This window comes from Kitasatospora sp. NPDC052868 (assembly GCF_044547105.1).
GTDB lineage: Bacteria > Actinomycetota > Actinomycetes > Streptomycetales > Streptomycetaceae > Kitasatospora.
In genome coordinates this window covers 355,897-379,144 of record NZ_JBITZW010000003.1, presented here as the reverse complement: position 1 = coordinate 379,144, position 23,248 = coordinate 355,897, and the positions used below count along the sequence as shown (strand labels likewise).

General features: G+C 71.6%; 23 protein-coding genes. 3 read left to right on the top strand and 20 right to left on the bottom strand.

Translation table 11 applies throughout. The features are described from left to right. Positions 1–4: 4 nt before the first annotated feature. Positions 5–325 carry an ATP/GTP-binding protein gene (locus ACIGZJ_RS08115; RefSeq protein ID WP_396456468.1) on the bottom strand — a complete coding sequence of 107 codons (321 nt, stop codon included), beginning with the start codon at positions 323–325 and terminating at the stop codon, positions 5–7. Positions 326–552: 227 nt separating this feature from the next. On the opposite strand from ACIGZJ_RS08115, the gene ACIGZJ_RS08110 reads away from it, so the two are divergent. Then, positions 553–1,857 (top strand): LLM class flavin-dependent oxidoreductase, encoded by a 1,305-nt coding sequence (locus tag ACIGZJ_RS08110; RefSeq protein WP_396456467.1) that lies wholly within the window; start codon positions 553–555, stop codon positions 1,855–1,857. 206 nt (positions 1,858–2,063) lie between these two features. On the opposite strand, the gene ACIGZJ_RS08105 is transcribed toward ACIGZJ_RS08110, so the two are convergent. Next, on the bottom strand, positions 2,064–2,456 hold the full coding sequence (locus ACIGZJ_RS08105) for an SCO5389 family protein (protein WP_392929302.1): 393 nt from the start codon (positions 2,454–2,456) through the stop codon (positions 2,064–2,066). A 461-nt stretch (positions 2,457–2,917) separates the two neighbouring features. On the opposite strand from ACIGZJ_RS08105, the gene nucS reads away from it, so the two are divergent. Then, positions 2,918–3,577, top strand: a complete 660-nt coding sequence (nucS, locus tag ACIGZJ_RS08100; protein WP_392929300.1) for an endonuclease NucS — start codon at positions 2,918–2,920, stop codon at positions 3,575–3,577. Between the two features lie 16 nt (positions 3,578–3,593). On the opposite strand, the gene ACIGZJ_RS08095 is transcribed toward nucS, so the two are convergent. The 5 genes from ACIGZJ_RS08095 to ACIGZJ_RS08075 all read right to left on the bottom strand — a co-directional run bounded on the left by ACIGZJ_RS08095 (position 3,594) and on the right by ACIGZJ_RS08075 (position 9,881). Continuing rightward, on the bottom strand, positions 3,594–5,981 hold the full coding sequence (locus ACIGZJ_RS08095; RefSeq protein WP_396456466.1) for an ATP-binding protein: 2,388 nt from the start codon (positions 5,979–5,981) through the stop codon (positions 3,594–3,596). A 289-nt stretch (positions 5,982–6,270) separates the two neighbouring features. Next, positions 6,271–6,615 (bottom strand): STAS domain-containing protein, encoded by a 345-nt coding sequence (locus ACIGZJ_RS08090; protein WP_396456465.1) that lies wholly within the window; start codon positions 6,613–6,615, stop codon positions 6,271–6,273. A gap of 369 nt (positions 6,616–6,984) precedes the next feature. After that, positions 6,985–7,854 carry a 3-hydroxyacyl-CoA dehydrogenase family protein gene (locus ACIGZJ_RS08085; protein ID WP_396456464.1) on the bottom strand — a complete coding sequence of 290 codons (870 nt, stop codon included), beginning with the start codon at positions 7,852–7,854 and terminating at the stop codon, positions 6,985–6,987. Positions 7,855–8,022: 168 nt separating this feature from the next. Further along, entirely contained in the window at positions 8,023–8,673 is a 651-nt protein-coding gene (locus ACIGZJ_RS08080; protein WP_396456463.1) for a response regulator, read from the bottom strand. After that, on the bottom strand, positions 8,670–9,881 hold the full coding sequence (locus ACIGZJ_RS08075) for a sensor histidine kinase (protein ID WP_396456462.1): 1,212 nt from the start codon (positions 9,879–9,881) through the stop codon (positions 8,670–8,672). Before ACIGZJ_RS08075 ends, ACIGZJ_RS08080 begins: the two co-directional genes overlap by 4 nt. 157 nt (positions 9,882–10,038) lie before the next feature. On the opposite strand from ACIGZJ_RS08075, the gene ACIGZJ_RS08070 reads away from it, so the two are divergent. Beyond that, entirely contained in the window at positions 10,039–10,617 is a 579-nt protein-coding gene (locus ACIGZJ_RS08070; RefSeq protein ID WP_396456461.1) for a hypothetical protein, read from the top strand. Between the two features lie 11 nt (positions 10,618–10,628). On the opposite strand, the gene ACIGZJ_RS08065 is transcribed toward ACIGZJ_RS08070, so the two are convergent. The 13 genes from ACIGZJ_RS08065 to glyA all read right to left on the bottom strand — a co-directional run bounded on the left by ACIGZJ_RS08065 (position 10,629) and on the right by glyA (position 23,181). Beyond that, entirely contained in the window at positions 10,629–11,201 is a 573-nt protein-coding gene (locus ACIGZJ_RS08065) for a cob(I)yrinic acid a,c-diamide adenosyltransferase (RefSeq protein WP_396456460.1), read from the bottom strand. Between the two features lie 220 nt (positions 11,202–11,421). Beyond that, entirely contained in the window at positions 11,422–11,922 is a 501-nt protein-coding gene (locus ACIGZJ_RS08060) for a DUF2550 domain-containing protein (protein WP_030302766.1), read from the bottom strand. 148 nt (positions 11,923–12,070) lie between these two features. Further along, positions 12,071–12,454 carry a F0F1 ATP synthase subunit epsilon gene (locus ACIGZJ_RS08055; protein WP_392929284.1) on the bottom strand — a complete coding sequence of 128 codons (384 nt, stop codon included), beginning with the start codon at positions 12,452–12,454 and terminating at the stop codon, positions 12,071–12,073. 184 nt (positions 12,455–12,638) lie between these two features. After that, on the bottom strand, positions 12,639–14,084 hold the full coding sequence (gene atpD / locus ACIGZJ_RS08050) for a F0F1 ATP synthase subunit beta (protein ID WP_392929282.1): 1,446 nt from the start codon (positions 14,082–14,084) through the stop codon (positions 12,639–12,641). Positions 14,085–14,086: 2 nt separating this feature from the next. Continuing rightward, on the bottom strand, positions 14,087–15,001 hold the full coding sequence (locus ACIGZJ_RS08045) for a F0F1 ATP synthase subunit gamma (RefSeq protein ID WP_396456459.1): 915 nt from the start codon (positions 14,999–15,001) through the stop codon (positions 14,087–14,089). A 32-nt stretch (positions 15,002–15,033) separates the two neighbouring features. Then, positions 15,034–16,608 carry a F0F1 ATP synthase subunit alpha gene (gene atpA, locus ACIGZJ_RS08040; RefSeq protein WP_392929278.1) on the bottom strand — a complete coding sequence of 525 codons (1,575 nt, stop codon included), beginning with the start codon at positions 16,606–16,608 and terminating at the stop codon, positions 15,034–15,036. A gap of 153 nt (positions 16,609–16,761) precedes the next feature. Next, entirely contained in the window at positions 16,762–17,577 is an 816-nt protein-coding gene (locus ACIGZJ_RS08035) for a F0F1 ATP synthase subunit delta (RefSeq protein ID WP_392929276.1), read from the bottom strand. After that, on the bottom strand, positions 17,574–18,134 hold the full coding sequence (locus ACIGZJ_RS08030; RefSeq protein WP_387945394.1) for a F0F1 ATP synthase subunit B: 561 nt from the start codon (positions 18,132–18,134) through the stop codon (positions 17,574–17,576). The genes ACIGZJ_RS08035 and ACIGZJ_RS08030 overlap by 4 nt, the downstream gene beginning before the upstream one ends. A gap of 40 nt (positions 18,135–18,174) precedes the next feature. Beyond that, on the bottom strand, positions 18,175–18,411 hold the full coding sequence (gene atpE, locus ACIGZJ_RS08025) for an ATP synthase F0 subunit C (RefSeq protein WP_148642913.1): 237 nt from the start codon (positions 18,409–18,411) through the stop codon (positions 18,175–18,177). A 92-nt stretch (positions 18,412–18,503) separates the two neighbouring features. Next, complete coding sequence (gene atpB, locus ACIGZJ_RS08020) at positions 18,504–19,316, bottom strand: F0F1 ATP synthase subunit A (protein WP_392929274.1); 813 nt, start codon at positions 19,314–19,316, stop codon at positions 18,504–18,506. Positions 19,317–19,601: 285 nt separating this feature from the next. Further along, entirely contained in the window at positions 19,602–20,045 is a 444-nt protein-coding gene (locus ACIGZJ_RS08015) for a hypothetical protein (RefSeq protein ID WP_396456458.1), read from the bottom strand. A 360-nt stretch (positions 20,046–20,405) separates the two neighbouring features. Beyond that, on the bottom strand, positions 20,406–21,740 hold the full coding sequence (locus ACIGZJ_RS08010; protein ID WP_396456457.1) for an MraY family glycosyltransferase: 1,335 nt from the start codon (positions 21,738–21,740) through the stop codon (positions 20,406–20,408). Positions 21,741–21,900: 160 nt separating this feature from the next. Continuing rightward, the gene (gene glyA / locus ACIGZJ_RS08005) at positions 21,901–23,181 is read right to left on the bottom strand and encodes a serine hydroxymethyltransferase (protein ID WP_396456456.1); all 1,281 of its coding nucleotides are present in this window, start codon (positions 23,179–23,181) and stop codon (positions 21,901–21,903) included. Between the last annotated feature and the right edge of the window lie 67 nt (positions 23,182–23,248).

The window sequence follows — 23,248 nt, the reverse complement described above, 5'->3', positions numbered from 1 at the left end:
CCGCTCAGTAGCGGGGGGCGCCGCGGCCGCGCTGGATGTTGGAGGCGCGCCGCTCCCGGGCGCCCCAGCAGGCCCGGTGCCAGTGCCGGCGGTCGTCCACCCCGGCCCCGTGCATCGGCCAGGCCACCACGTGCCCGACGCCCGGCGGGATCTCCTGGTCGCAGCCCGGGCAGCGGTAGTGGCGGCCGGCCGTCCCGGCCACCGTCTGCACCACCCACTCCTCGCCCTGGTAGTTCTCGGTGCGGCGCAGCGAGCCCCCGAGCGGGGGTGCCGGCTCCGCGGCCTCGCGGTCGGCTGCGATCTTGATCCGGTTGCGGCGCGGCACGGCTGGCTACCTTTCTGCGGGGGCGCGGAACCATCCCAGCCTACGGCCGGAATCCGATCTCCCGGGCCTCTATCACGGCATCGCCCGGAGCTCCGGTGTTTCCCGTGATATCCACCCGATCTTCTGGGAAATTGGTGGTTCGGCGTGCCATTGGCACATGACATCGGTTACTCACGAGGGGACAGGCGGGGCCCGCAGACCCTGCGCGCACCCGAGGAGGCCCATCGATGACCAAGACCAGTGCCCGCGCCGAGGCCCGACGACCCGTCGGAGTGCGTCCGCCCGCCCCCGGCCCGGTGCCGCACGCCCCGGTGACCCCTACCCCCGGCACCCCGCTGCCCGTACCCGAGCGGGCGGCCGCACTACCCGCGGACACCGCTCCCGTCCGGGTCGGCGCCTTCCTGCTCTCGGCGCAGTTCCCCGGACAGACCCACGGCGAGGCGCTGGACCGCACCGTGCGGGCCGCCGTCGAGGCCGAGCGCGCCGGCCTGGACTCCGTCTGGCTGGCCGAACACCACTTCGTCCCCTACGGGGTCTGCCCGAACGCCGCCACGCTCGCCGCGCTGCTGCTCGGCCGAACGCGCCGGATCGGCGTCGGAACGGCCGTCAGCGTGCTGTCCACCGCCCACCCGGTGACGCTCGGCGAGCAGGCCGCGCTGCTGCACCTCACCTCCGACGGGCGGTTCACGCTCGGCGTCGGACGCGGCGGGCCGTGGATCGACCTGGCCGTCTTCGGTGGCGGCGTGGACGCGTTCGAGCAGGGGTTCCCGGAGCGGCTGGACCTGCTGCTGCGCTGGCTGCGCGGCTCCCGGGTGGGCGGGGACGGGCCGCAGTTCGACTTCCCCGAGGTGGCCGTGGTGCCCCGGGCCTCCGAACCGGCCCGCCGCCCCGAGCTCGGCTCCTGGCTGGGCCTCGGCGACCAGGGCGCGCTGCCGCGGTTCCCGCGCCAGCGCAAGGACGCCGGCGCCGCGGACGGGGAGCTCACGCCCGCCGGGCGCCCGGTGGCGGGCCCGCCGGTGGTGGTCGCCTGCACCTCCCCCGGCGGGGTCCGGCTCGCCGCCGAGCGCGGCCTGCCGATGCTGCTCGGGATGCACTCCGGGGACGAGGACAAGCTGCGGATGCTGGAGCTGTACCGGGCCGCCTGGCTGGCCGCCGGCCGCAGCGAGGAGCAGCTGCGCCGGGTGAACCGCCAGCACGTGGCGGCCGGTGTGGCCCAGGTCGACGACCGGACCTCGGCCGCCCGGGCCACCCTGCTGCGCTCGATGCCGGGCTGGTTCGAGTACGGGCTCGGCGCGCACCGCACGGTGGACGGTCGGGAGCGCAAGATGCGCGACCCGCACGAGTACACCGAACTGCTCTGCGACCTGCACGCGGTGGGCACACCGAAGCAGTGCGCCGACCGCCTGCTGGCGACCGCCGAGCGGACCGGCATCCGCCGTTTCGCCCTGCTCGCCGAGGGCAGCGGTGATCGCGAGGCGACGCTGCAGAACATCGCCCGGCTCGGCTCCGAGGTCCTGCCGCAGTTGAGCTGAGGCCGATGGAGGCCGCCGTCGCCGCGCCGGAACGGTTCTGCGACGGCCCGGGCCGCCCCTCCCCCTCGACGTCCCGATCGGGCGACGTCTCGGCGGGGGCGGGGCGGCCCGGTGGCGTCCTGCGATCCGACCGGCCTAGGCCCTGTCCGGCCGATCTTGCCGGGCGCTGATCCGCCAAGATCGACCGGACAGGGCCTGGTGGCCCGTCAGCAGTCCCGCAGTTCGTCGGACTGGTTGAGCAGCTGCTCCCGGACGGACGTGAAGCGCTGCAAACGCGCCTCGTTGGCGTCCGACGGCAGGAACACCGCCACCCGGTGACAGTTCTGGAAAGCCAGCCGGACGCCGAAGTGGCGCTGCAGGGCGCCCCGGATCGCGTCGCTGGCGAGGGCCCGGAGGAGCTGGCCGCGGGCCTGCTCGCTGGGCGGCGGTACCTGGTTGTCGGCGAAGTCGGTGCCGTCGACCTTCGCCTGGGCGACCAGCGAGCTGATCAGCTCCCAGGCGTACGGCAGGGAGACGCGGACGCAGTCGACGAATTCCCGCTCGTCGACCTCGCCCCGCTCGGCCTTCTCCAGCAGGGCCGGTGAGACGTCGAGCGACATGGATTCTCCTCTCGCGGTCCACCCGCGCGGCGCCCGGGTGGTTCTGCGTTGTCCAAGCTGAGGGTGAGGGTGGGCGATCGCGCGTGATGTCCGGAACGCCGTCGGACGGCTGTTTCCGGCACCGTGCGGAGGCGGTTGGGCACAGGGCGTCAACCGCTCACAACAGCGTGGCAGCCATCCGTGGACGAGGCCGGTGGTTCCTTCGGATTGCTCCGGAAATACGACGCGCTGCACCAGAATGGCCTGATCCCGTCGGATCGTTCATCTGCCGTCTCCATCCCCGTTGACAGCGGCCCCGCAATCGTGCCGTCACACACGGTAGCTACCTATGGGTGTGGGCGCCAGAGCGTGGCGGGCAATCGTCGAACCGCCGAACATCCATGTTCGTCGGGTTCGCGGTTTCTTCACCCGGCCGTCGCGGAATCGCATCAACTGGCCCCGGTGGGCTAGCGTGGTCGACCGTGCGTCTCGTAATTGCCCGCTGCTCAGTCGACTATGCCGGTCGGCTCTCCGCCCATCTGCCCTCCGCCACCAGGCTCATCCTGGTCAAGGCCGACGGCAGCGTCAGCATCCACGCCGACGACCGCGCCTACAAGCCGCTCAACTGGATGTCCCCGCCGTGCGTCCTCAAGGAGGCCGACGGGGTCTGGACGGTGGAGAACAAGGCCGGCGAGAAGCTCATCATCACGCTGGAGGAGGTGCTGCATGACTCCTCCCACGAACTCGGGGTGGACCCTGGTCTGATCAAGGACGGCGTCGAAGCCCACCTCCAGGAGCTGCTCGCGGACCGGATGGAGGTGCTCGGCGCAGGCTGGTCGCTGATCCGCCGCGAGTACCCGACCGCGATCGGCCCGGTCGACATCCTGTGCCGCGACTCGGACGGCGCGACCGTCGCCATCGAGATCAAGCGGCGCGGCGAGATCGACGGCGTCGAGCAGCTCACCCGCTACCTGGAGCTGCTCAACCGCGACCCGCTGCTCGCCCCGGTGAAGGGCGTCTTCGCCGCGCAGGAGATCAAGCCCCAGGCCCGTGTCCTGGCCACCGACCGGGGCATCGGCTGCGTAGTGCTGGACTACGACGAGCTGCGCGGCATCGACGACGACAAGCTCAAGCTGTTCTGACCGGTCCCCGACCGCGTCAGGACGGCGATCCGGACGCGGTCGGGCTGCCCGTGCCCGACGGCGTCGTGCTGGACGTGGCGCTGGGGCTGGTCGAGGGCGGGGTGCTGGTCGTGGACTGCGAGGGCGACGGCGTGCTGCCGGTACCGCCGGCGGCCGCGCCGCCACCGGTCGTCCCACCGTTGTTGCCGTTCCCACCGGCCCCGCCGTTGCCGCCGCCTACCGAACCGCCGGGCGGCGGCGGGTTGCCGCCCGCCCCGCCACCCGCCGCACCGCCGCCGACCGCGCCGCCGGCCGGGGGCGGCGACTGGCCCGGATCCGCGGGCTGCGGGGTGCTCGCCGTGGCGGTCGGCGACTTGGTGGGCTTCTTCGACGGCGAGGGCGAGTGCGACGCTCCGCCGCTGCTCGCCGAGGCCTCCGGGCTCGACTGCTCCTCGGCCGGGGTGGCCGGGTCCTGGGTGCCGCTGGAGGCCGTCGCGCCGGGGCTGAGGCTCGGGCGGGGCGTCGGCAGGCCCGCGGGCAGGCCCGAGCCGTCCTCGGTGCTGATGTGCGGGTCGCCGCCGGGCTTCTCCGAGCCGGTGACGCTCATCGCGACCGCCGTCCCGAGCACGCCGAGCGCCAGCACGGCCGCCGAGGCGGCGATCACCGTCCGCCGGGTGCCGCCGGCCGTTCCCGGAGTGCTCTTGAAACGCCACGGCACCTGCGCGATGGCCCGGATGACGGGCCGCCGGGGCGAGGTCTGGCCGGCCGACCCGGCCGCGGGCAGCTGACGCCCGTCGGCGCGCAGCAGGTCGAGCATCCGACGGGCCGCGACGGCCCCCCGCGGCTCGCCCAGCGCGGCCCGCAGGGCCAGTGCGGCCTCCAACTCGGCCATCGCGCGGGCCGGTTCCCGCACGCAGATCGCGAACACGCCCAACTCGTGGCGGAACCAGGCCTCGTCGCCGCGCGAGCCGCTCCGGCGGGCGGCCTCCAGCCCGAGCTGCAGGGCCTGCTCCCAGGCCCCCCAGCGCAGCGACAGCGCCAGCGCGGGGGCGGCCGCCCGGGCCAGCCGCAGCACCGAGCCGTCGCGCCCGGCGGCGGCGTCGGCCAGCAGCACGCCGATCACCACCTCCGCCTCGGCCGCGATCTGCCGGGTGGAGACCGAGCTGTGCCCGACCCACCAGGCGAAGTGCTGGGCGGCGCCGTCGATGCTGCGGCGGGCCGGCCAGTGCGGGGCGAGCAGCTCCAACGCGCCCGAGGTGAGCCGGTGGTGGCCGCCGATGGAGACGGCCAGCCCGCAGTCGGCGAGTTCGTGCAGGGCGCTCTCGCCCTGGCCCACGTCGATCAGCGCGGGCAGGTGTGGCGCCGTCGGGCACTCGCCGCCGAGTGCCACGGCGAGCCGCAGCACGGCCTGGGCGGGCTCACTGAGCCCCTCGGCGAGCCGGACGGCGGGTGAGGCGCTCTCAGCGACGGAGGGCAGCGGGACGGTGCCGCGCAGCTCGCCCTCGCGGATCGCCGGGTCGGGGTGCTGGACCGGCTCCTCGACCGCGCCGAAGACACCCAGCCGGTCCTCCTCGGCGGCCACCAGCGCGTCCACCGCGACGTCCCGCTGGCGCAGCAGCGCGGCGGCCTGGACGAAGCGCAGCGGCAGGCCCTCCGACTCGAACCAGAGGTCGACCGCCCAGGCCTTCTCGGACGGGTCCAGCGCCCGGCCGGCCAGCCGGGCGGCCAGCGCCAGGCAGGCGGACCGGGAGAGCCCGGCCACCAGGTGGTCCTGCAGCCGGGAGTCGAGCGGCAGCGCGGGGCTGTCCGGGGCGACGGAGAGCAGGAAGGCGCAGTCGGGGGCCGCGGCGAGCAGCTGCTCCAGCTCGGGGCCGACGCACTCGACCTCGTCGATCACCACGACCGCGCCGACCCTGGCCAGGTGCTCGGCGAGCTGCCCCGGGTCGGGCCGGTAGCCGGGGGCGTGGTGGGTGGCGGCGAAGAGGTCCTGGAGCAGGTCGGCCGCGGTGCGGCGGTGACCGCAGAGCTGGACGACGCCGCCGGGGGCGATGTCCCCGGCCGCCTCGGCGACCGCCGACAGCAGGGCGCTGCGGCCCGATCCGGCCTGGCCGACCAGCCGTATCGAGCGGCCCTCGGCCAGCAGGCCGAGCAGCTGGGCGATGTCGGCCTCGCGGTCCAGCAGCGGCAGGTCGGCCGCCCCCGCGCCGAGGGCGAGCGGTCCGACGGCGCGGCCGGGGCCGCCGACCGGGCCGCGGGCGGGCTCGCTGCGCTCGATCCGGCGGGGGCGGGGACGCCACTCCTCGGGGCAGGGCCGCACCTCGGAGCCGTCCGGGGTGCCGACGCTCACCAGCAGGCCGCCGGAGACCAGCTCACCGCCACGGGTGCGTACGGCCTCCTGCCGGAACTCACCGGATGGCTGTCCCACGTTCTACCTCGCCCCATGCTCGGCCGACGACTGCGTGCGGCCGCTCCCGTGCCGGGGTGCGCCCCCGGCCTCCGGTCGGCGGACCCCCGCCCGGCCGAAGGCCGGAGGGAGCCGGACCTGGCTCCGGCGGCCGAATTCTCTGACGGCAGACTCTCGCACATCCGGCCCCACCCGTGCAGCGGCGGTCCGGGCCGGGCCCGCGGCCGACGGCCGGACCAGGGGCGATGCCCGCCGCCGGGACCGGGCGGTGCCGGGCCGGGCCGGGCCGAGCTGGACGGTGCGGGCCGGGTTAGAGGACCGGCCCGAGGGCGGGCAGGGTCGCACCGAGGTGGTCGACGGTGATGCCCTCGACGGCGAGGATGCGGTGCAGCCTGGTGGCCACCAGCAGGCGCTGGAGCTGGGCCGGGACGGAGCGCAGCACCAGTCGGCGGCCGATCCGGCCGGCCCGGCGGTGGGTGCCCATGATCACGCCGAGTCCGGTGGCGTCCCAGAAGTCCAGCCGGGCGAGGTCCAGGACGAGGTCGCCCCGGCCGCCGTCGACGGCCCGGTGCAGGCGGGCACGGGCGTCGGCGGCGGTGCGCACGTCGAGGCGGCCTTCGATGGCCAGCGCCGTGTGGTCGCCGGTGATGCGCATGCTCTCCTCCTCCGCCTGGCAGGCCTGGTACGGGATCGTTCCGCCCCGGCCGCGCCGGGTCCGGGGGCGGGGTGTGTCCATCCGGGCGGGCCGTGGCCCCGCGCCCGGGCCCGACCGCGGCATCAGTGCCGGGCCGGGTTCCCCCTCATCTGACGGTGAACCAGGTCCGCAGGTTGCTGGTTCCGGCCAGATCTGAAGCAACTTCACTCGTCCGAGGGAATATACGCAGTAACTCCCCACACCTACGCTCGATTACCGCCCAAATCACCCGTCTGCGGCACCCGGCGTGAGGAAACTCACCCGCCCCCTCGGAGGCGGGCCCGCGATGCGCTGATCGCGGGCCCGGCCCTGCTCATCCGAGCGGGCGGATCACTTGCCCGGGTAGGGGTAGAAGCCCCGGCCGCTCTTGCGGCCCAGGTCACCGGCCGTGACCATGCGGGCCATGATCTCAGGGGCGGCGAACTTCTCGTCCTGGGTCTCGGCGTAGATGTTGTGGGCGGCGTGCAGCAGGATGTCGACGCCGGTGAGGTCGGCGGTCTCCAGCGGGCCCATCGGGTGGCCGAAGCCGAGACGGCAGGCCGTGTCGATGTCCTCGGCGGTGGCGACGCCCGACTCGTACAGCTTTGCGGCCTCGACGACCAGGGCGGTGATCAGGCGGGTGGTGACGAAACCGGCCACGTCGCGGTTGACCACCACGACGTCCTTGCCGACGCCCTCGGCGTAGGCGCGGACGGTGGCCAGCGTCGCGTCGCTGGTCTTGTAGCCGCGCACCAGCTCGACCAGCTTCATCAGCGGCACCGGCGAGAAGAAGTGCACGCCGACGACGGACTCGGGGCGCCCTGTGGCGGCGGCGATCCGGGTGATCGGGATGGCGGAGGTGTTGGAGGCCAGCACCGCGCCGTCCTTGGCGATCTTGTCGAGCTCGCGGAAGACGCCCTCCTTGACCTCCAGCTGCTCGAACACCGCCTCGACCACGATGTCGGCCTCGGCGACCGCGCCCAGGTCGGTGGTGGTGGTGATCCGGGCGAGCGCCGCCTCGGCGTCCTCGGCGGTCAGCCGGCCCTTGGCGACGAACTTGTCGTACGAGGCGCGGATGCCGGCGAGGCCGCGCTGCAGCGCCTCGTCGGTGACGTCCCGCAGCACCACCGGGTGCCCCGCCTGCGCGGAGACCTGGGCGATGCCGGCCCCCATCAGGCCGGCGCCGATCACGGCGATCTGCTGGCTGGACGCATTGCTCATGGCTGGGTCTCCCGGATGCCGTCGCCGCCCTGTGGGCGGGCCCTGAAGGCGGCTCAGGGCAGGGGTCACCCGCTTCGGAGCCGCGTCGCTCATGCGCGGACTCTAATGCCCTTCAGGCCCGCGTGGTGCCATTCGAGAGTGTGATCTGTGCCCGACCTGGTCACCCGATCAGACCGTCAGCCCGAGGTCCTGCGCGAGGATCGCCGCCTGCACCCGGCTGCGCAGCTCCAGCTTCGACAGGATCCGGCTGACGTGCGTCTTGGTGGTCGCCTCCGCCATCTCCAGCCGCCGCGCGATCTCGCCGTTGGACAGCCCGGCGCCGATGCAGGCCAGCACCTCCCGCTCGCGCGGGGTGAGCGCCGCGACGGCCGCCCGCGCGTCGGGTCCCACCGCGCGGTCCGGACGGGCGAAGGTGCCGATCAGCCGCCTGAGCACCGAGGGCGCCAGCATGCCGTCCCCGCGGGCCACCGTGCGGATGCCCTCGACCAGGGTGTCCGCCTCCAGGTCCTTGAGCAGGAACCCGGCCGCGCCGGCCCGCAGCGCGCCGTAGACGTACTCGTCCAGGTCGAAGGTGGTCAGCACCAGTACCTGGGCCGCCCCGGCGGCCACCACCTCGCGGGTCGCCGAGACGCCGTCCAGCCGGGGCATCTGCACGTCCATCAGGACGACGTCGGGCCGCAGCTCCAGCGCGAGGCGCACCGCCTCCTCCCCGTCGGCGGCCTGTCCGACCACCTCCAGGTCCGGTTCGGCGCTCAGGATCATCACCAGCGCCGCCCGCACGGCCGCCTGGTCCTCGGCCACCAGCACCCGGATCGTCATGCCCGGCCCTCGCCTTCCTCGGTCACCAAGGCGCGCGGCAGTACCGCGCGCACGCTCCACAGCTCCCCGTGCGGGCCGGCCTCGAAGTCGCCGCCGAGGAGTCCGGCCCGCTCCCGCATCCCCACCATGCCCGCCCGGGCACCGGGCAGCGCCTGGCCGGCGCCGGTGCGGTACGGGCTGTCCACGGCGATCCGCAGCTCCCGCGGCAGGTACTCCAGCCGCACCCGGACCGTACCCGGACCGGCGTGCTTGAGCGTGTTGGTCAGCGACTCCTGCACGATCCGGTACGCCGCCAGCCCGACCGGCACCGCCAGCGTGCCGCGCTCACCGCTCTGCTCCAGCTCGAAGTCCAGCCCGACGTCCTGCCCGGCCGCCCGGGCCTTGGCCAGCAACGCGTCGACCGCGTCCAGGTCGGGCGCGGCATAGGACTCGTCGGCCTCTCCCCCGCCGCTGTCCCGCAGCAGGCCGATCATGCGGCGCATTTCGGCCAATCCCTGGACGCTGTTCTCCCGGATCACCCTCAGCGCCTCCACCAGCGGGTCGTCCTCGGGCCGGCGCTGACGGCGGGCCACCGACTGCGCGCCGGTGGCGTGGATCGCGATGGCCGACAGGTGGTTGGCCACCACGTCGTGCAACTCCCTTGCCATCCTGGCCCGTTCGGCGACGACTGCCTCCCGCCGGTCCATCTCGGAGAGCAGCGCGGTCTGTTCGGCCCGCAGCCGCTGGGTCTCCGCCTCCTCGCGGTGCCTGCGCACCAGGTCGCCGGTCCACACCGGCCCGAGGAAGATCAGTGCGGTGATCACCACGACCGCGAGCGCCGTCGGGGCGTCGCTGTAGAGGAAGGCCAGGCTGCTCAGCACCACCACCGACCCGGCACCGGTCAGGTGCAGGATCCGCGACATCCGGGCCTTGCCGTAGACCACGCTCGCGTAGAGCAGGTCGGTGTACATGATGGTGGTCGCGATCAGCGCGCCGGTGAAGATGCTCGCGGCGAAGACCGCCCCGCCGAGCACCACCGTCAGGATCGGACGGGTCCGGCGGAACAGCTCCAGGCAGGCGGTGGCCAGCAGCGGCGGCAGCACCATCCAGCGCGGGACGCCCTCGGAGTGGTCGTACACCTTGAACGCGATCAGCAGCAGGCCGCCGAGCAGGCCGCCGAGGGCGATCGCTCGGTCCTCCTGCCGCGGGGTGAGGGTGGGTCTGCGCACCACCCCATCAGATCATCTCCGGGCGGGCCCCCGGCTCCGGTGCGGGGAGGAGACGTCGTACACCGAAAGATGCAGGCCGGGCTCGCCTTCGGCGACGACGACGGGCGCGCCCGTACCCGGGAGGCTGGAGGCACCGCCGAGAGTCCCGGAGCACACCATGATCGTCACCCTCATCCTCGCGGCCGAGGTCGCCTTCTGGGTCCTCCTCGCCCTCGGCCTGGCCGCCCGCTACCTGCTGCGCCGGCGCACCCTGAGCACCGTCCTGCTGGTCGGGCTGCCCGCCGTGGACCTGACGCTGTTCGCCCTCACCGTGCTCGACCTGCGCGGCGGGGCCACCGCGAGCTGGACGCACGCGCTGGCGGCGGGCTACGCGGGCTTCTCGATCGGCTACGGGCCGTCGCTGGTGCGCTGGGCCGACCGGCACTTCCGGTACCGCTTCGCCGGCGGCCCCAAGCCGCAGGGCCCGCCGAAGTACGGCGCCGAGCGGGCCGGCCACGAGTGGCGGATCTGCGGGCGCACGGTGGTCTCGGCCGGCATCACCCTGACCCTGATCACCGCGCTGGTCCCGCTCTCCGCCGGCGCCGCCCACTTCGGCGACTTCACCGGCTGGTACCTGCGGCTGGGCATCGCGGCCGTGGTCAACGTGATCGTCGCCGCCTGCTACTCGATCTGGCCCAAGCAGGCCCCGGCCGGCGCCGCCGTCGAGGACGGCCAGCTGGTCGGCCGGGACTCCTGACCGGACAGGGCCTAGCGGTTCTCGCCCGGCACCCAGAGCACGTCGCCCTGCTCCATGTTGGCCGTACGGGCCAGGATGAACAGCAGGTCGGACAGCCGGTTGAGGTACTTGGCGGTCAGCGGGTTGACGGTGTCCCCGTGCTCGTCGATGGCCGCCCAGGTGGACCGCTCGGCCCGCCGCACCACCGTGCAGGCCAGGTGCAGGTACGCGGCGCCCGCGGTGCCGCCGGGGAGGATGAAGCTGCGCAGCTTCTCCAGCGGCTCCAGGTAGCGGTCGCAGTCCTCCTCCAGCTTGTCGATGTAGGACTCCAGCACCCGCAGCGGCGGGTACTTCGGGTCCTCCACCACCGGGGTGGCCAGGTCCGCACCGACGTCGAAGAGGTCGTTCTGCACCCGGGTGAGCACCGCGGAGACGTCCTCGGAGAGCCCGCCGGCCGCGATCGCCACACCGATCGCGGCGTTGGCCTCGTTGGTGTCGGCGTACGCGGCCAGCCGCGGGTCGGTCTTGGTCGTACGGCTCATGTCACCGAGCGCGGTGGTGCCGTCGTCGCCGGTACGGGTGTAGATGCGCGTCAGATTGACCATGCCGCCAAGACTAGCGAGCCGGGTTAGGCCGCGTTAACCCCCGGCCGGGGTCCTCCGCTACCGGTGTTCGCACCTCCCCACCCCGAGGGTCCGCCGCTACGCGACGTTGACCTCCCCCAGCCTCCGGCCGGGGGTACCCCCACCCCGAGGGGGTGCCGCTACGCGACGTTGACCTCCCCCAGCCTCCGGCCGGGGGTACCCCCACCCCGAGGGTCCGCCGCTACGCGACGTTGACCCTCTGCCCGGGCGGGGCGGCCTCCAGCCAGGCGAGGAAGCCGGTCAGCGCGTCGTCGCTCATCGCGAGCTCCAGCGGGGCGCCGTTGTGCAGGCAGCGCAGCACGACCGAGCCGGAGAGCAGCGCGAGCTCCTCCTGGCCCTCGGGGTAGCGCCGGCCGAGGACCTCGATCTCCCGGCGGGGCAGCACCTTGCGCGGGCGCGGGGCGTAGGAGAAGACCCGGAACCACTCGATGGAGTCACCGCTGTACCGGCCGATACCAAAAACCCACCCCTTGCCATCGGTCTGCGGGACCGGGGCCGAGGTGGGTTTGCCGTTCTCGTCGAGGTCGGGCTGCGTCGACGCGTCGGCGGGCATTTTGAGTCGGTAGCTGCAGTCGAACGTTCCGCCGACCCGCTGGATGACACGGCGGCGTACCGCGAAGGCCACCAGGCCGATCACGCCCAGTGCCACGACCGCCGCACACACCACAAGGGCGAGGACCATGCTCACCTACCTCCTCGCTGCCCGCGTTCCCCGTATCGGTCGTATCAAGCGACCGCGTTGACCTACCAACTGATACGACAGTCCCGGGGTCACGCTCACGCGTCCCCGGGACCGTCGGTCGACCCCGCCACTGCGGGGTCAAGCTTGCTCAGGCGTGGGCCTTGAGGCCGCGCGCCGCGAACAGGCGCACCTCGGCGCGCCGCTCGGCGTGCTCGTCCAGGTCGGACTTGGCCTTGTCCAGCGCGCGCTCGGCACGGGCGACATCGATCTCGTCCGCCAGCTCGGCGATCTCCGCGAGCAGAGACACCTTGTTGTCGGCGAAGGAGATGAAGCCTCCGTGCACGGCGGCGATAACGGTGCCGCCGCCCACCGTGCGGATGGTGACCGGACCGGTCTCCAGCACGCTCAGCACCGGGGTGTGTCCCGGCATGATGCCGGTGTCACCGGAGGCCGTACGTGCGACAACGATGGTGGCCGCACCGGACCACACCTTGCGGTCGGCTGCGACCAGCTCGACGTGCAGCTCAGCCAACGTGGGCTCCTAGGCTCATGCAACGCCCGATTACTCGGGAGTTTCGGTAAGAATAACGGGCCCGCGCCTCCGGCATGAAACCGGCGGCACGGATTTGACCTGAATCACAGCCGATGCGACGCGAGGGGTGGGTCCCAGGGCTGGGGCCCACCCCTCACGGTCACTCAGCTGCTACCGGCCGCGATTACTTCTTCGCCAGCTCGGCGGCGTTGCGCTCCAGGTCCTCGATGCCACCGCACATGAAGAAGGCCTGCTCCGGGATGGAGTCGTACTTGCCGTCGGCGATCGAGTTGAAGGCCTCGATGGTCTCCGACAGCGGCACGGTCGAGCCCTCGACACCGGTGAACTGCTTCGCCACGTAGGTGTTCTGCGAGAGGAAGCGCTCGATACGGCGGGCGCGGTGGACAGTGATCTTGTCCTCCTCGCTCAGCTCGTCGATACCGAGGATCGCGATGATGTCCTGGAGGTCCTTGTACTTCTGCAGGATCCCCTTGATACGGATGGCCGTGTCGTAGTGGTCCATCGCGATGTAGCGCGGGTCCAGGATGCGGGACGTCGAGTCCAGCGGGTCGACGGCCGGGTAGATGCCCTTCTCCGAGATCGGGCGCGACAGAACGGTCGTCGCGTCCAGGTGGGCGAAGGTGGTGGCCGGGGCCGGGTCGGTCAGGTCGTCCGCGGGGACGTAGATCGCCTGCATCGAGGTGATCGAGTGACCGCGGGTCGAGGTGATGCGCTCCTGGAGGAGGCCCATCTCGTCGGCCAGGTTCGGCTGGTAGCCCACCGCGGAGGGCATACGGCCGAGCAGGGTCGACACCTCGGAACCGGCCTGGGTGAACCGGAAGATGTTGTCGATGAAGAGGAGCACGTCCTGCTTCTCGACGTCACGGAAGTACTCCGCCATGGTCAGCGCGGAGAGCGCGACGCGCAGACGGGTGCCCGGCGGCTCGTCCATCTGGCCGAAGACCAGCGCGGTCTTGTCCAGAACGCCCGAGTCGACCATCTCGTCGATGAGGTCGTTGCCCTCACGGGTGCGCTCGCCGACGCCGGCGAACACCGACACACCACCGAAGTTCTCGGCGACGCGGTAGATCATCTCCTGGATCAGAACGGTCTTGCCGACACCGGCACCACCGAACAGACCGATCTTGCCACCCGTGACGTACGGGGTGAGAAGGTCGATGACCTTGATGCCGGTCTCGAACATCTCGGTCTTGGACTCGAGGTCCTTGAAGTCCGGGGCCTTGCGGTGGATCGGCCAGCGGACCTCGACCTGGGACTCGAACTCGCCCTTGTCGACGTTCAGCACCTCACCGAGGGCGTTGAAGACCTTGCCCTTGGTGATCTGGCCGACCGGCACCGAGATGGCGGAGCCGGTGTCGCTGACCTGCGTGCCGCGGACCAGGCCGTCGGTCGGCTGCATCGAGATGCCGCGGACCATGCCGTCGCCGAGGTGCTGGGCGACCTCGAGGGTCAGGGTCTTCTTGCCCGAGCCGTCGGGGTTCTCGACCTCGACGTGAAGGGCGTTGTACATCTCCGGAATCGCGTCGACGGGGAACTCCACGTCGACGACCGGGCCGATGACCCGCGCGACGCGGCCCGTCGCCGTGGTCGGCTCAACAGTGGTGGTCATTCTCATTCGCTCCCGCGGCTAGCGTCGGCGAGGGCGTTGGCACCGCCGACGATCTCGCTGATTTCCTGGGTGATCTCGGCCTGACGGGCCGAGTTGGCAAGCCGCGTGAGCGACTTGATGAGCTCTCCGGCGTTGTCCGTCGCGCTCTTCATCGCGCGCCGGCGTGCGGCGTGCTCGGAGGCGGCCGACTGCAGCAGCGCGTTGTAGATCCGGCTCTCGACGTACCGCGGCAGCAGTGCGTCGAGGACGCCCTCCGCCGACGGCTCGAAGTCGTACAACGGGAAGATCTCGTGCTTCGCCTTCGACTGGTCGCTGAGCTCGACCTCGTCGAGCTTCAGCGGCAGCAGGCGGGCGTCCACCGCGGTCTGGGTCAGCATGGACTCAAACTTGGTGGAGACGAGGTGCAGCTCGTCCACGCCGCCGGTCTCGGCCGTGAAGGCCTCGATCAGGTCGGCCGCCACGATCTTCGCGTCACCGTACGTCGGCTTGTCGGAGAAGCCCGTCCACGACCCCGTGACCGAGAGGTCACGGAAGTTGTAGTACGAGACACCCTTGCGGCCGACGATGTACGTCACCACGTCCTTGCCCTCGGCGCGAAGCTTCGCGCTGAGGACGACCGCCTGCTTGATGGCGTTGGTCGAGTAACCGCCCGCCAGGCCGCGGTCCGCCGTCACCAGCAGGACGGCGGCACGCGAGGCGTTCGGGTTCTCGGTGGTGAGCGGGTGCTTGGCGTTGGACCGGGTGGCCACCGCCGTCACCGCCCGGGTGAGCTCATCGGCGTACGGAGTGGAGGCGGCCACCGCGCGCTGCGCCTTGACGATGCGCGACGCGGAGATCATCTCCATCGCCTTGGTGATCTTCTTCGTCGCGGTGACAGAGCGGATCCGGCGCTTGTAGACCCGAAGCTGTGCTCCCATGGGTCGTTACGTCCTTTCCCTCGCTACCGGACTCAGGCCTGCTCGCCGAGCAGCTTGCCGTCGGCGGTGGTGAAGCCCTGCTTGAAGGCGTCGATCGCGGTGGTCAGCGCGTCGGTGGTGCCCTCGGCCAGCAGACCGGTCTCGACGATGCCGGCGAGCAGGTCCTTGTGCTGCAGACGCACGTGGTCCAGGAACTCGCGCTCGAAGCGGCGGATGTCCGCCACCGGGACGTCGTCCAGCTTGCCGGTGGTGCCGGCCCAGATGGAGACGACCTGCTCCTCGACCGGGAACGGCTGGTACTGGCCCTGCTTCAGCAGCTCGACCATGCGCGCACCGCGCTCCAGCTGGGCCTTGGAGGCCGCGTCCAGGTCGGAACCGAAGGCGGCGAAGGCCTCCAGCTCACGGTACTGGGCGAGGTCCAGGCGCAGACGGCCGGCGACCGAGCGCATGGCCTTGATCTGGGCGGAGCCACCGACGCGGGAGACCGAGATACCGACGTTCACGGCCGGGCGGATGCCGGCGTTGAACAGGTCGGACTCCAGGAAGCACTGGCCGTCGGTGATGGAGATGACGTTGGTCGGGATGTACGCCGAGACGTCGTTCGCCTTGGTCTCGATGATCGGCAGACCGGTCATCGAGCCGCCGCCGAGCGCGTCGTTCAGCTTGGCGCAGCGCTCCAGCAGGCGGGAGTGCAGGTAGAAGACGTCACCCGGGTAGGCCTCGCGGCCCGGCGGGCGGCGCAGCAGCAGGGAGACGGAGCGGTACGCCTCGGCCTGCTTCGACAGGTCGTCGAAGATGATGAGGACGTGCTTGCCGTCGTACATCCACTCCTGGCCGATGGCCGAGCCGGTGTACGGGGCGAGGTACTTGAAGCCGGCCGGGTCGGAGGCGGGAGCAGCCACGATCGTGGTGTACTCCAGCGCGCCGGCCTCCTCCAGGGCGCCGCGAACGGACGCGATGGTGGAGCCCTTCTGGCCCACGGCGACGTAGATGCAGCGGACCTGCTTCTTCGGGTCGCCCGAGCGCCAGTTGTCACGCTGGTTGATGATCGTGTCGACGGCCACCGCGGTCTTGCCGGTCTGGCGGTCGCCGATGATCAGCTGGCGCTGGCCGCGGCCGATCGGGGTCATCGCGTCGATGGCCTTGATGCCGGTCTGCAGCGGCTCCTTGACCGACTTGCGGGCCATGACGCCCGGAGCCTGCAGCTCCAGGGCACGACGACCGGTCGCGGCGATGTCGCCCAGACCGTCGATCGGGCTGCCCAGCGGGTCCACGACGCGGCCGAGGTAGCCGTCGCCGACCGGCACGGAGAGGACCTCGCCGGTGCGGCGCACCGTCTGGCCCTCCTCGATGCCGCCGAACTCGCCGAGGATGACGACACCGATCTCACGGGTGTCGAGGTTCAGCGCGAGGCCGAGCGTGCCGTCCTCGAACTTCAGCAGCTCGTTCGCCATGACCGAGGGCAGGCCCTCGACATGCGCGATACCGTCCGCCGCGTCAGTAACCGTGCCGACCTCTTCACGCGAGGCGGCGTCCGGCTGGTACGACTGGACAAAGTCGGCCAGCGCGTCCCGGATCTCCTCCGGACGGATCGTAAGCTCCGCCATCAGGCTTCCCTGCTCTCCTAGTTTGCGATCCTCGGCCCGCCATTGAGGGCCGCAAGTATTCGACTCTCGGCCGGGTCTCTCGAACCGGCCGTACGATTTGCCGGCTCCGGTGGAGCCGGTTCCCGACCGAGGGTCGGATGTGCTTCGGGGTGCTCAGCCTTCGAGCGACTGGCGAGCGCCTTCGAGGCGGCTCGACACGGTGCCGTCGATGATCTCGTCACCGATCTCGACCCGGACACCGCCGACGACCTGGGGGTCGACGTCGATGTTCAGGTGCACCTGGCGGCCGTAGAGCCGGGCCAGCGAGCCCGACAGGCGCTCCTTCTGGCCGTCCGAAAGCGGCACCGCGGTGGTGACCAGGGCCACCACGCGACCGCGCCGCGCCGCGGCGAGCCGCGAGTAGGACTCCAGGCCCTGCTCAAGGCTACGGCCACGCGGGTGGGTGACCAGGGCCGTGACCAGCCGGACGGTGCCCGCGTTGGCGCGGCCGCCGAGCAGCTTCTTGATCAGCTCCGCCTTGGAGGCGGTGCCGGCCTTGGGCTCGGTCAGCGCGGAGCGCAGCTCGTGCGAGCCGCTCACCACCCGGCCGAACCGGAAGAGCTCGTCCTCGACGTCGTCCAGGACACCGGCCTTCTCGGCGGCGATGACCTCGGCGTACGCGGCCAGCTCCTCGGTGGCGTCCACCAGGTCGCGCGAGCCCGACCAGCGGGAGCGGACCAGGCCGGAGGCCAGGTCCACCGTCTCGCCGGAGACCTGGCCGGCCAGCAGCGAGGAGACCAGCTGGGCCTTGTCCTGGCCCGACCGGGACGGGTCGGTCAGGACGCGGCGCAGCGACACCTCACGGTCCAGGAGGACCGTGACGGCGGTGAGCTCCTCGGCGAGCTTGACCGCGTCCACCGAGGTGGAGTCGGTCAGGCTTTCGAGGTTCTGCCGCCCGGCGGCGAGGGCCTCGCGGCTTGCGCCGATCACTTGGCCGCACCCTGAGCAACGGCGGCCTTGGCCTCCAGCTCGTCCAGGAAGCGGTCAATCACGCCGCTCTGCCGGGTGTGGTCCTCAAGGGACTCACCCACGATGCGGGAGGCCAGCTGCGAAGCGAGCGAACCCACGTCCTGGCGCAGGGCGGCAGTCGCCTGCTTCTTGTCGGCCTCGATCTGGGCGTGACCGGCGGCGACGATGGCCTCGCGCTGACGCTGGCCCTCCTCGCGCATCTCGCCGAGCTGGGCAGCACCCTGCTCGCGCGCCTGCTCGACGATCCGAGCAGCCTCGTGCCGCGCCTCGGCGAGCTCGGCCCGGTACTGCTCAAGCAGGGCCTGGGCCTCAGCCTGAGCGGTCTCCGCCCGCTCCATGCCGCCCTCGATCGCGTCCCGGCGCTCCGACAGCACCTTCTCGATGCTGGGGAGGAGCTTCTTGCCGAGCAGGCCGAAGACGATGAAGAAGCAGAGCAGGCCGATGATGATCTCCGGCCACGCGGGGAGGAGAGGATTCATCTTCTCCTCCTCCTGCGCAAGCTGAGCCACAATGCCCATGCTCATATCTGGACCTTCCTCGAAAGGGTCTGCGGCGGGATTACTTGTTGCCGAAGACGAACGGCATGACGATGCCGATGAGGGCCAGCGCCTCGGTCAGCGCGAAGCCGATGAACATGTTGGAGCGGATCAGGCCCGCGGCCTCGGGCTGACGGGCCATGGCCTGGACACCGTTACCGAAGATGAGACCGACGCCGATGCCGGGGCCGATCGCGGCGAGGCCGTAGCCGATGGAAGCGACGGAACCGTAGACAGTGCCCTCAGCGAGGAAGCTCATTGCAGTTGTCCTTTGCAGGGTGGTGAACCGGTGGTGATTGGCCACCGGGCGATCCGGGAGGTTGGTTCAGGGAGGGCCGAAGGCCCCCTGGCTCAGTGCGCCTCTTCGAGGGCACCGGCGATGTAGCTGCTGGCCAGCATCACGAAGATGTAGGCCTGCAGGAACTGGACCAGCAGCTCGAAGGCGGTCAGCGCGATGGTCACCACGAAGGAGACCGAGCCGTAGAGCGCGCCCAGGGTCGGGCTGAGCAGGTACCAGGAGGCGATGGAGAACATCACGATCAGCAGGTGGCCCGCGAACATGTTCGCGAAGGCTCGGACCGCGAGCGTGAAGGGGCGCACGAGAACGTTCGAGAAGAACTCGATCGGCACCAGGATGAACATGACCCAGCCGGGGATGCCCGAGGGCCAGCAGAGGTTCTTCAGACCGCCGACGAAGCCGTGCTTCTTGAAGGTCAGGGTCATGTACGTGACCCAGACGATCGCCGCGAGGCCGGCCGGGAACGCGATCGCCGCCATCACCGGGAACTGGGCGAAGGGGATGATCGACATGATGTTCATCATCCAGATGAAGAAGAACATCGAGACGAGCATCGGGACGTACTTCTCGCCCTTCTTGCCGATCGTCTCCAGCACGATGGACCGCTTGACGAAGTCGTAGCCGATCTCACCGACCAGCTGCATCTTGCCGGGCACCACTCGCGGCTTGGCGAAGGCGGCCCAGAAGAAGGCGACCACCAGGAAGGAGACGATGAACGACAGCAGCATCGGCTTGTTGAACTCGATGCTGCCGATCGTGAAGATCGGCTCGAACTGGAACTCGTTCAGGCCCGGGGCCGGGAAGCCGCAGCCAGCGTCCCCGAAGTGGCAACTGCCTGAGGCGAGGGACGTGAGTTCAGCACTCACCACGGACTCCTTCGTCGTGACGCATGGTTACGGCAACCTCGGTGTGTCGGCGTGGCCTGCGGCCACGGAGCGGCACTGAAACTTGATGGGTATCTCGCCGACCCCGCGCAGCAGTGCGGCGCACCGCAGAGGGATCATCGAAGACTTCGCGGATCCGGGGGGCGATCCGTCCATGACTCGGACAGGCCAGGCCTCTTCCCGTGTTCCGTTGTTGCGACGGACGATAGCAGCCCGTCAGTGCGGCATAAACACCGCCCCCCTCGTTGGGGGGACAGTCCGGGCTCGTCACTGTTGACGCCCCGAGTCCGAAGGCTTGTCGGCCTTGTTTTCGGAGGCGTCCGGGTCGACGTAGAAGGTCTTGGCCTTGAGCGCACCGCGGACCTGGAAGCCGGTCCAGATCAGCGCGCAGCCGAGCAGGGTGAAGGCGAAGGCCTGGCGGTTGAAGAGCTCGGTGTCCTTGAAGACCGCGAGGACGATGCCCACCAGCAGGATCTGCGTCGTGTAGACCAGGAGCGCCGCGGCCATCATGATGTGCGGGTTGTTCCTGGTCAGCCGGTCGAGGGCGACCTGGCCGAAGCTGAAGAAGGCCATCACCAGCAGCGTTCCGAAGAGAGCGCCGAGCAACCCCTTGGTGCCCGCGACGGCGAGGGAGATCGCCATCGCGATGACTCCGGCGACCGCAGTGGGGATCGCGGCGCCTCGGAGGATCCGGGCGTCGTTGGACGGCATGTCGGCAACTCCGGCGGCATGTCGATGTGGCGGGGGGACGGGCACAGAACGTGGTGGGTGGCACCGGACCGAGAGGCCGCCGCGGGCCGGCCGTCTGACGACGGGGCCGTCGAGGGAGACCGACCAGGGACGGAAGTCATCCACCTGTGAGGTCTTTCGGCGTGTTCTCGGTACTCGTGAACGGTATCACAAACTATTTGATGAGAGCTTTACCATGAATGTGTGGCACCTGTCACACTGGCGGCCTAACGGTGCCGCCGTACGGGTGAAGCATCTTGACGCCGCATCAGCCTAATGCGTAGGCCAACCGGGCGCCCGCGTCCGGCCTGGGCCCGCCCGGCAAGATCGGCCGGACAGGGCCTAGTCGCGGTGCGGACCGCGCGCGCGGCCGCCGACCGCCGAGGACCCCTTGCCCAGGCCGCCGAGCAGTTCCTTGTCCTTGGCGGACAGCTCGGCCATCGGCTCGGAGGCCGGCGCGGTCGCGGCGGACTCGCTCCCGGGCGCCGGGGCGACCGCCCTGGCCGGGGTGCGGCGGCGGTAGCGCGGCGGGACGAAGGCCTGCACCGCACGCGGGGCGCGCGGGCGGAACCGCGGGGTGAGCAGCACCACCAGGCCGACCAGGCAGAGCCCGGCCAGCGTCAGCACCACCGTGCGGCCGGTGTTGGTGACCGAGAAGGCGACGGTGCCGAAGGCGATCAGCGCGGCCCAGAAGTACATGATCAGGACGGCCCGGCTGTGCGAGTGGCCGACCTGGAGGAGCCGGTGGTGCAGGTGCCGCTTGTCGGCGGCGAACGGCGACTGGCCGGCCCAGGTGCGGCGGACCACGGCGAGCAGCAGGTCGGCCAGCGGCAGCGCGATGACGGTCAGCGGCAGCAGCAGCGGGATGTAGATCGGGACCAACGCGTGCACGGTGGCGGTCTGCGAACCGGTCTCGCTGGTGATGAGGTCCGGGTCGACGCGGCCGGTGATGGAGATCGCGGCCACCGCCAGCATCAGGCCGAGCATCATCGATCCCGAGTCGCCCATGAAGATCCGGGCCGGGTGCACGTTGTGCGCCAGGAAGCCCAGGCACATGCCGATCAGCAGCACGCTGAACAGCACGGCGGGGGCCGCGTCGGTGATCGTGTAGCCGTACCAGAGCCGGTAGGAGTACAGGAAGAAGGCGATCGCGGCGATGCAGACCATGCCGCCGGCCAGGCCGTCCAGGCCGTCGATGAAGTTCACCGCGTTGACCATGACGACGACCATGGTGACCGAGATGACCATGCCCTGGGTGGGGCTCACCGCGACCGCGCCGACCCCGGGCACCGGCAGGGTGATCACCGTGACGCCCTGCCAGACCATCACACCGGCGGCGATCATCTGGCCGCCGAGCTTCACCAGGGCGTCCACGCCCCACTTGTCGTCGAGCACGCCGAGCAGCCACATGATCCCGGCACCGGAGAGCAGCGCCCGGATGTCGGTGCCCTGGGAGAACACCTTGCTGAGGTTGTCGAGCTGGGAGGCGACCAGGATGCCCGCGCACAGGCCCCCGAACATCGCGATGCCGCCGAGCCGGGGCGTGGGCTCGCGGTGCACGTCACGGGCGCGCACCGGCGGCATCGCGCCGGCCGCGATCGCGAACTTCCGGACCGGGCCGGTCAGCAGGTAGGTGACGGCCGCGGTGCAGAACAGCACCAGCAGATACTCACGCACCACTGGCCTCCTGCGTCACTGTCCGACGGGTGAGTACCGAAGGTACTCCCGCGCTTGTCCGGGATTCGAGGTGCGTCGCCACGGCACACACCTTATTGAGTCGGACGCCCCGGATGTGCATCGCGGTTCGCCCTGGAGGGTAGGGATCCCGGTCGCGTGTTCACCCGCGCCCGGCGAAGGCCGCCGCCAGCTCCCGGACGCGCGCCCCGGTCCGGGCGTCCGTACCCCCGCCGAGCACCCGTCCGATCAGCTCGGCGATCTCGGCGATCTCCACCTCGCCCATGCCCTGCGTGGTGACGGTGCCGGTGCCGAGCCGGATCCCGGAGGTCTCCGCGGGCGGCGCCGGGTCGTAGGGCAGCGCGCACTTGCCGAGCAGGAGTCCGACCGAGGCGCACCGGCGTTCGGCCTCGGCGCCGCTGACACCGAGCGGACCGACGTCGGCGGTCACCAGATGGGTGTCGGTACCGCCGGTCAACAGGCGCATTCCGGCCGCCGCGAGCCCTGCCGCCAGCACCCGCGCCCCCGCCACCGTGCGGTGGGCGTACCCGCGGTACCCGGGGGTGGCCGCCTCGGCCAGCGCGACCGCCTTGCCGGCGACCTCGTTCATCGCCGCGCCGCCCTGGCTGAACGGGAACACCGCCCGGTCGATCCGCTCGGCCAGCTCGGCGGTGGACAGCAGCAGACCGCCGCGCGGGCCGCGCAGCAGCTTGTGGGTGGCGGCCACCGTGACGTCCGCGTAGGGCACCGGGGAGGGGGCCACACCCGCCGCGATCAGGCCGGTGGTCTGCGCGGCGGCGGCGATCAGATAGGCGTCCACCTCGTCGGCGATCTCCCGGAAGGCGGCCCAGTCCGGGTGCCGGGGGTGGGAGATGGACCCGGCCACGATCGCCTTCGGGCGGTGCAGGCGGGCCAGCTCGCGGACCTGGTCGAGGTCGATCAGGCCGTCGTCCTCCCGGACCCCGTACCCGACGAACTCGAACCAGCGGCCGGAGAAGTTGGCCCGCGAGCCGCAGCTGAGGTGGCCGCCGTGCTCCAGCGACATCGCCAGCACCGCGTCGCCGGGCCGCAGCAGCGCCGCGTAGGTCGCCAGCATCGCCGAAGTGGCCGACCGAGGCTGGACGTTGGCGTGCGGGGCGGCGAACAGCTCACGGGCCCGGTCGATCGCCAGCAGCTCGGCGGCGTCCGCCAGCGCGCAGCCGGTGTGGTGGCGCCTGCCCGGGTAGCCCTCGGCGTACTTGTCGATCAGCGGGCCGCCCAGGGCCGCCAGCACCGCCGGGGTGGTGAGGTTCTCCCCCGCCAGCAGCTGGATCGTTTCGGCCCGCCGTTCGGACTCGGCGGCGAGCAGGTCGGCCAGCTGCGGATCGGCCCGGTAGAGCGCCTCGGACGCCCACCGGCGCCCGGTCGTCGCGGAGGAGCCGGTCGCGGCATCGGTGACGGTCATGGCGGGGCTCCCGGCGGCGTCGGGTTGCGGGCACCTCCCGGCCGAAGGCTGGGGGCGGTCCCTCCAG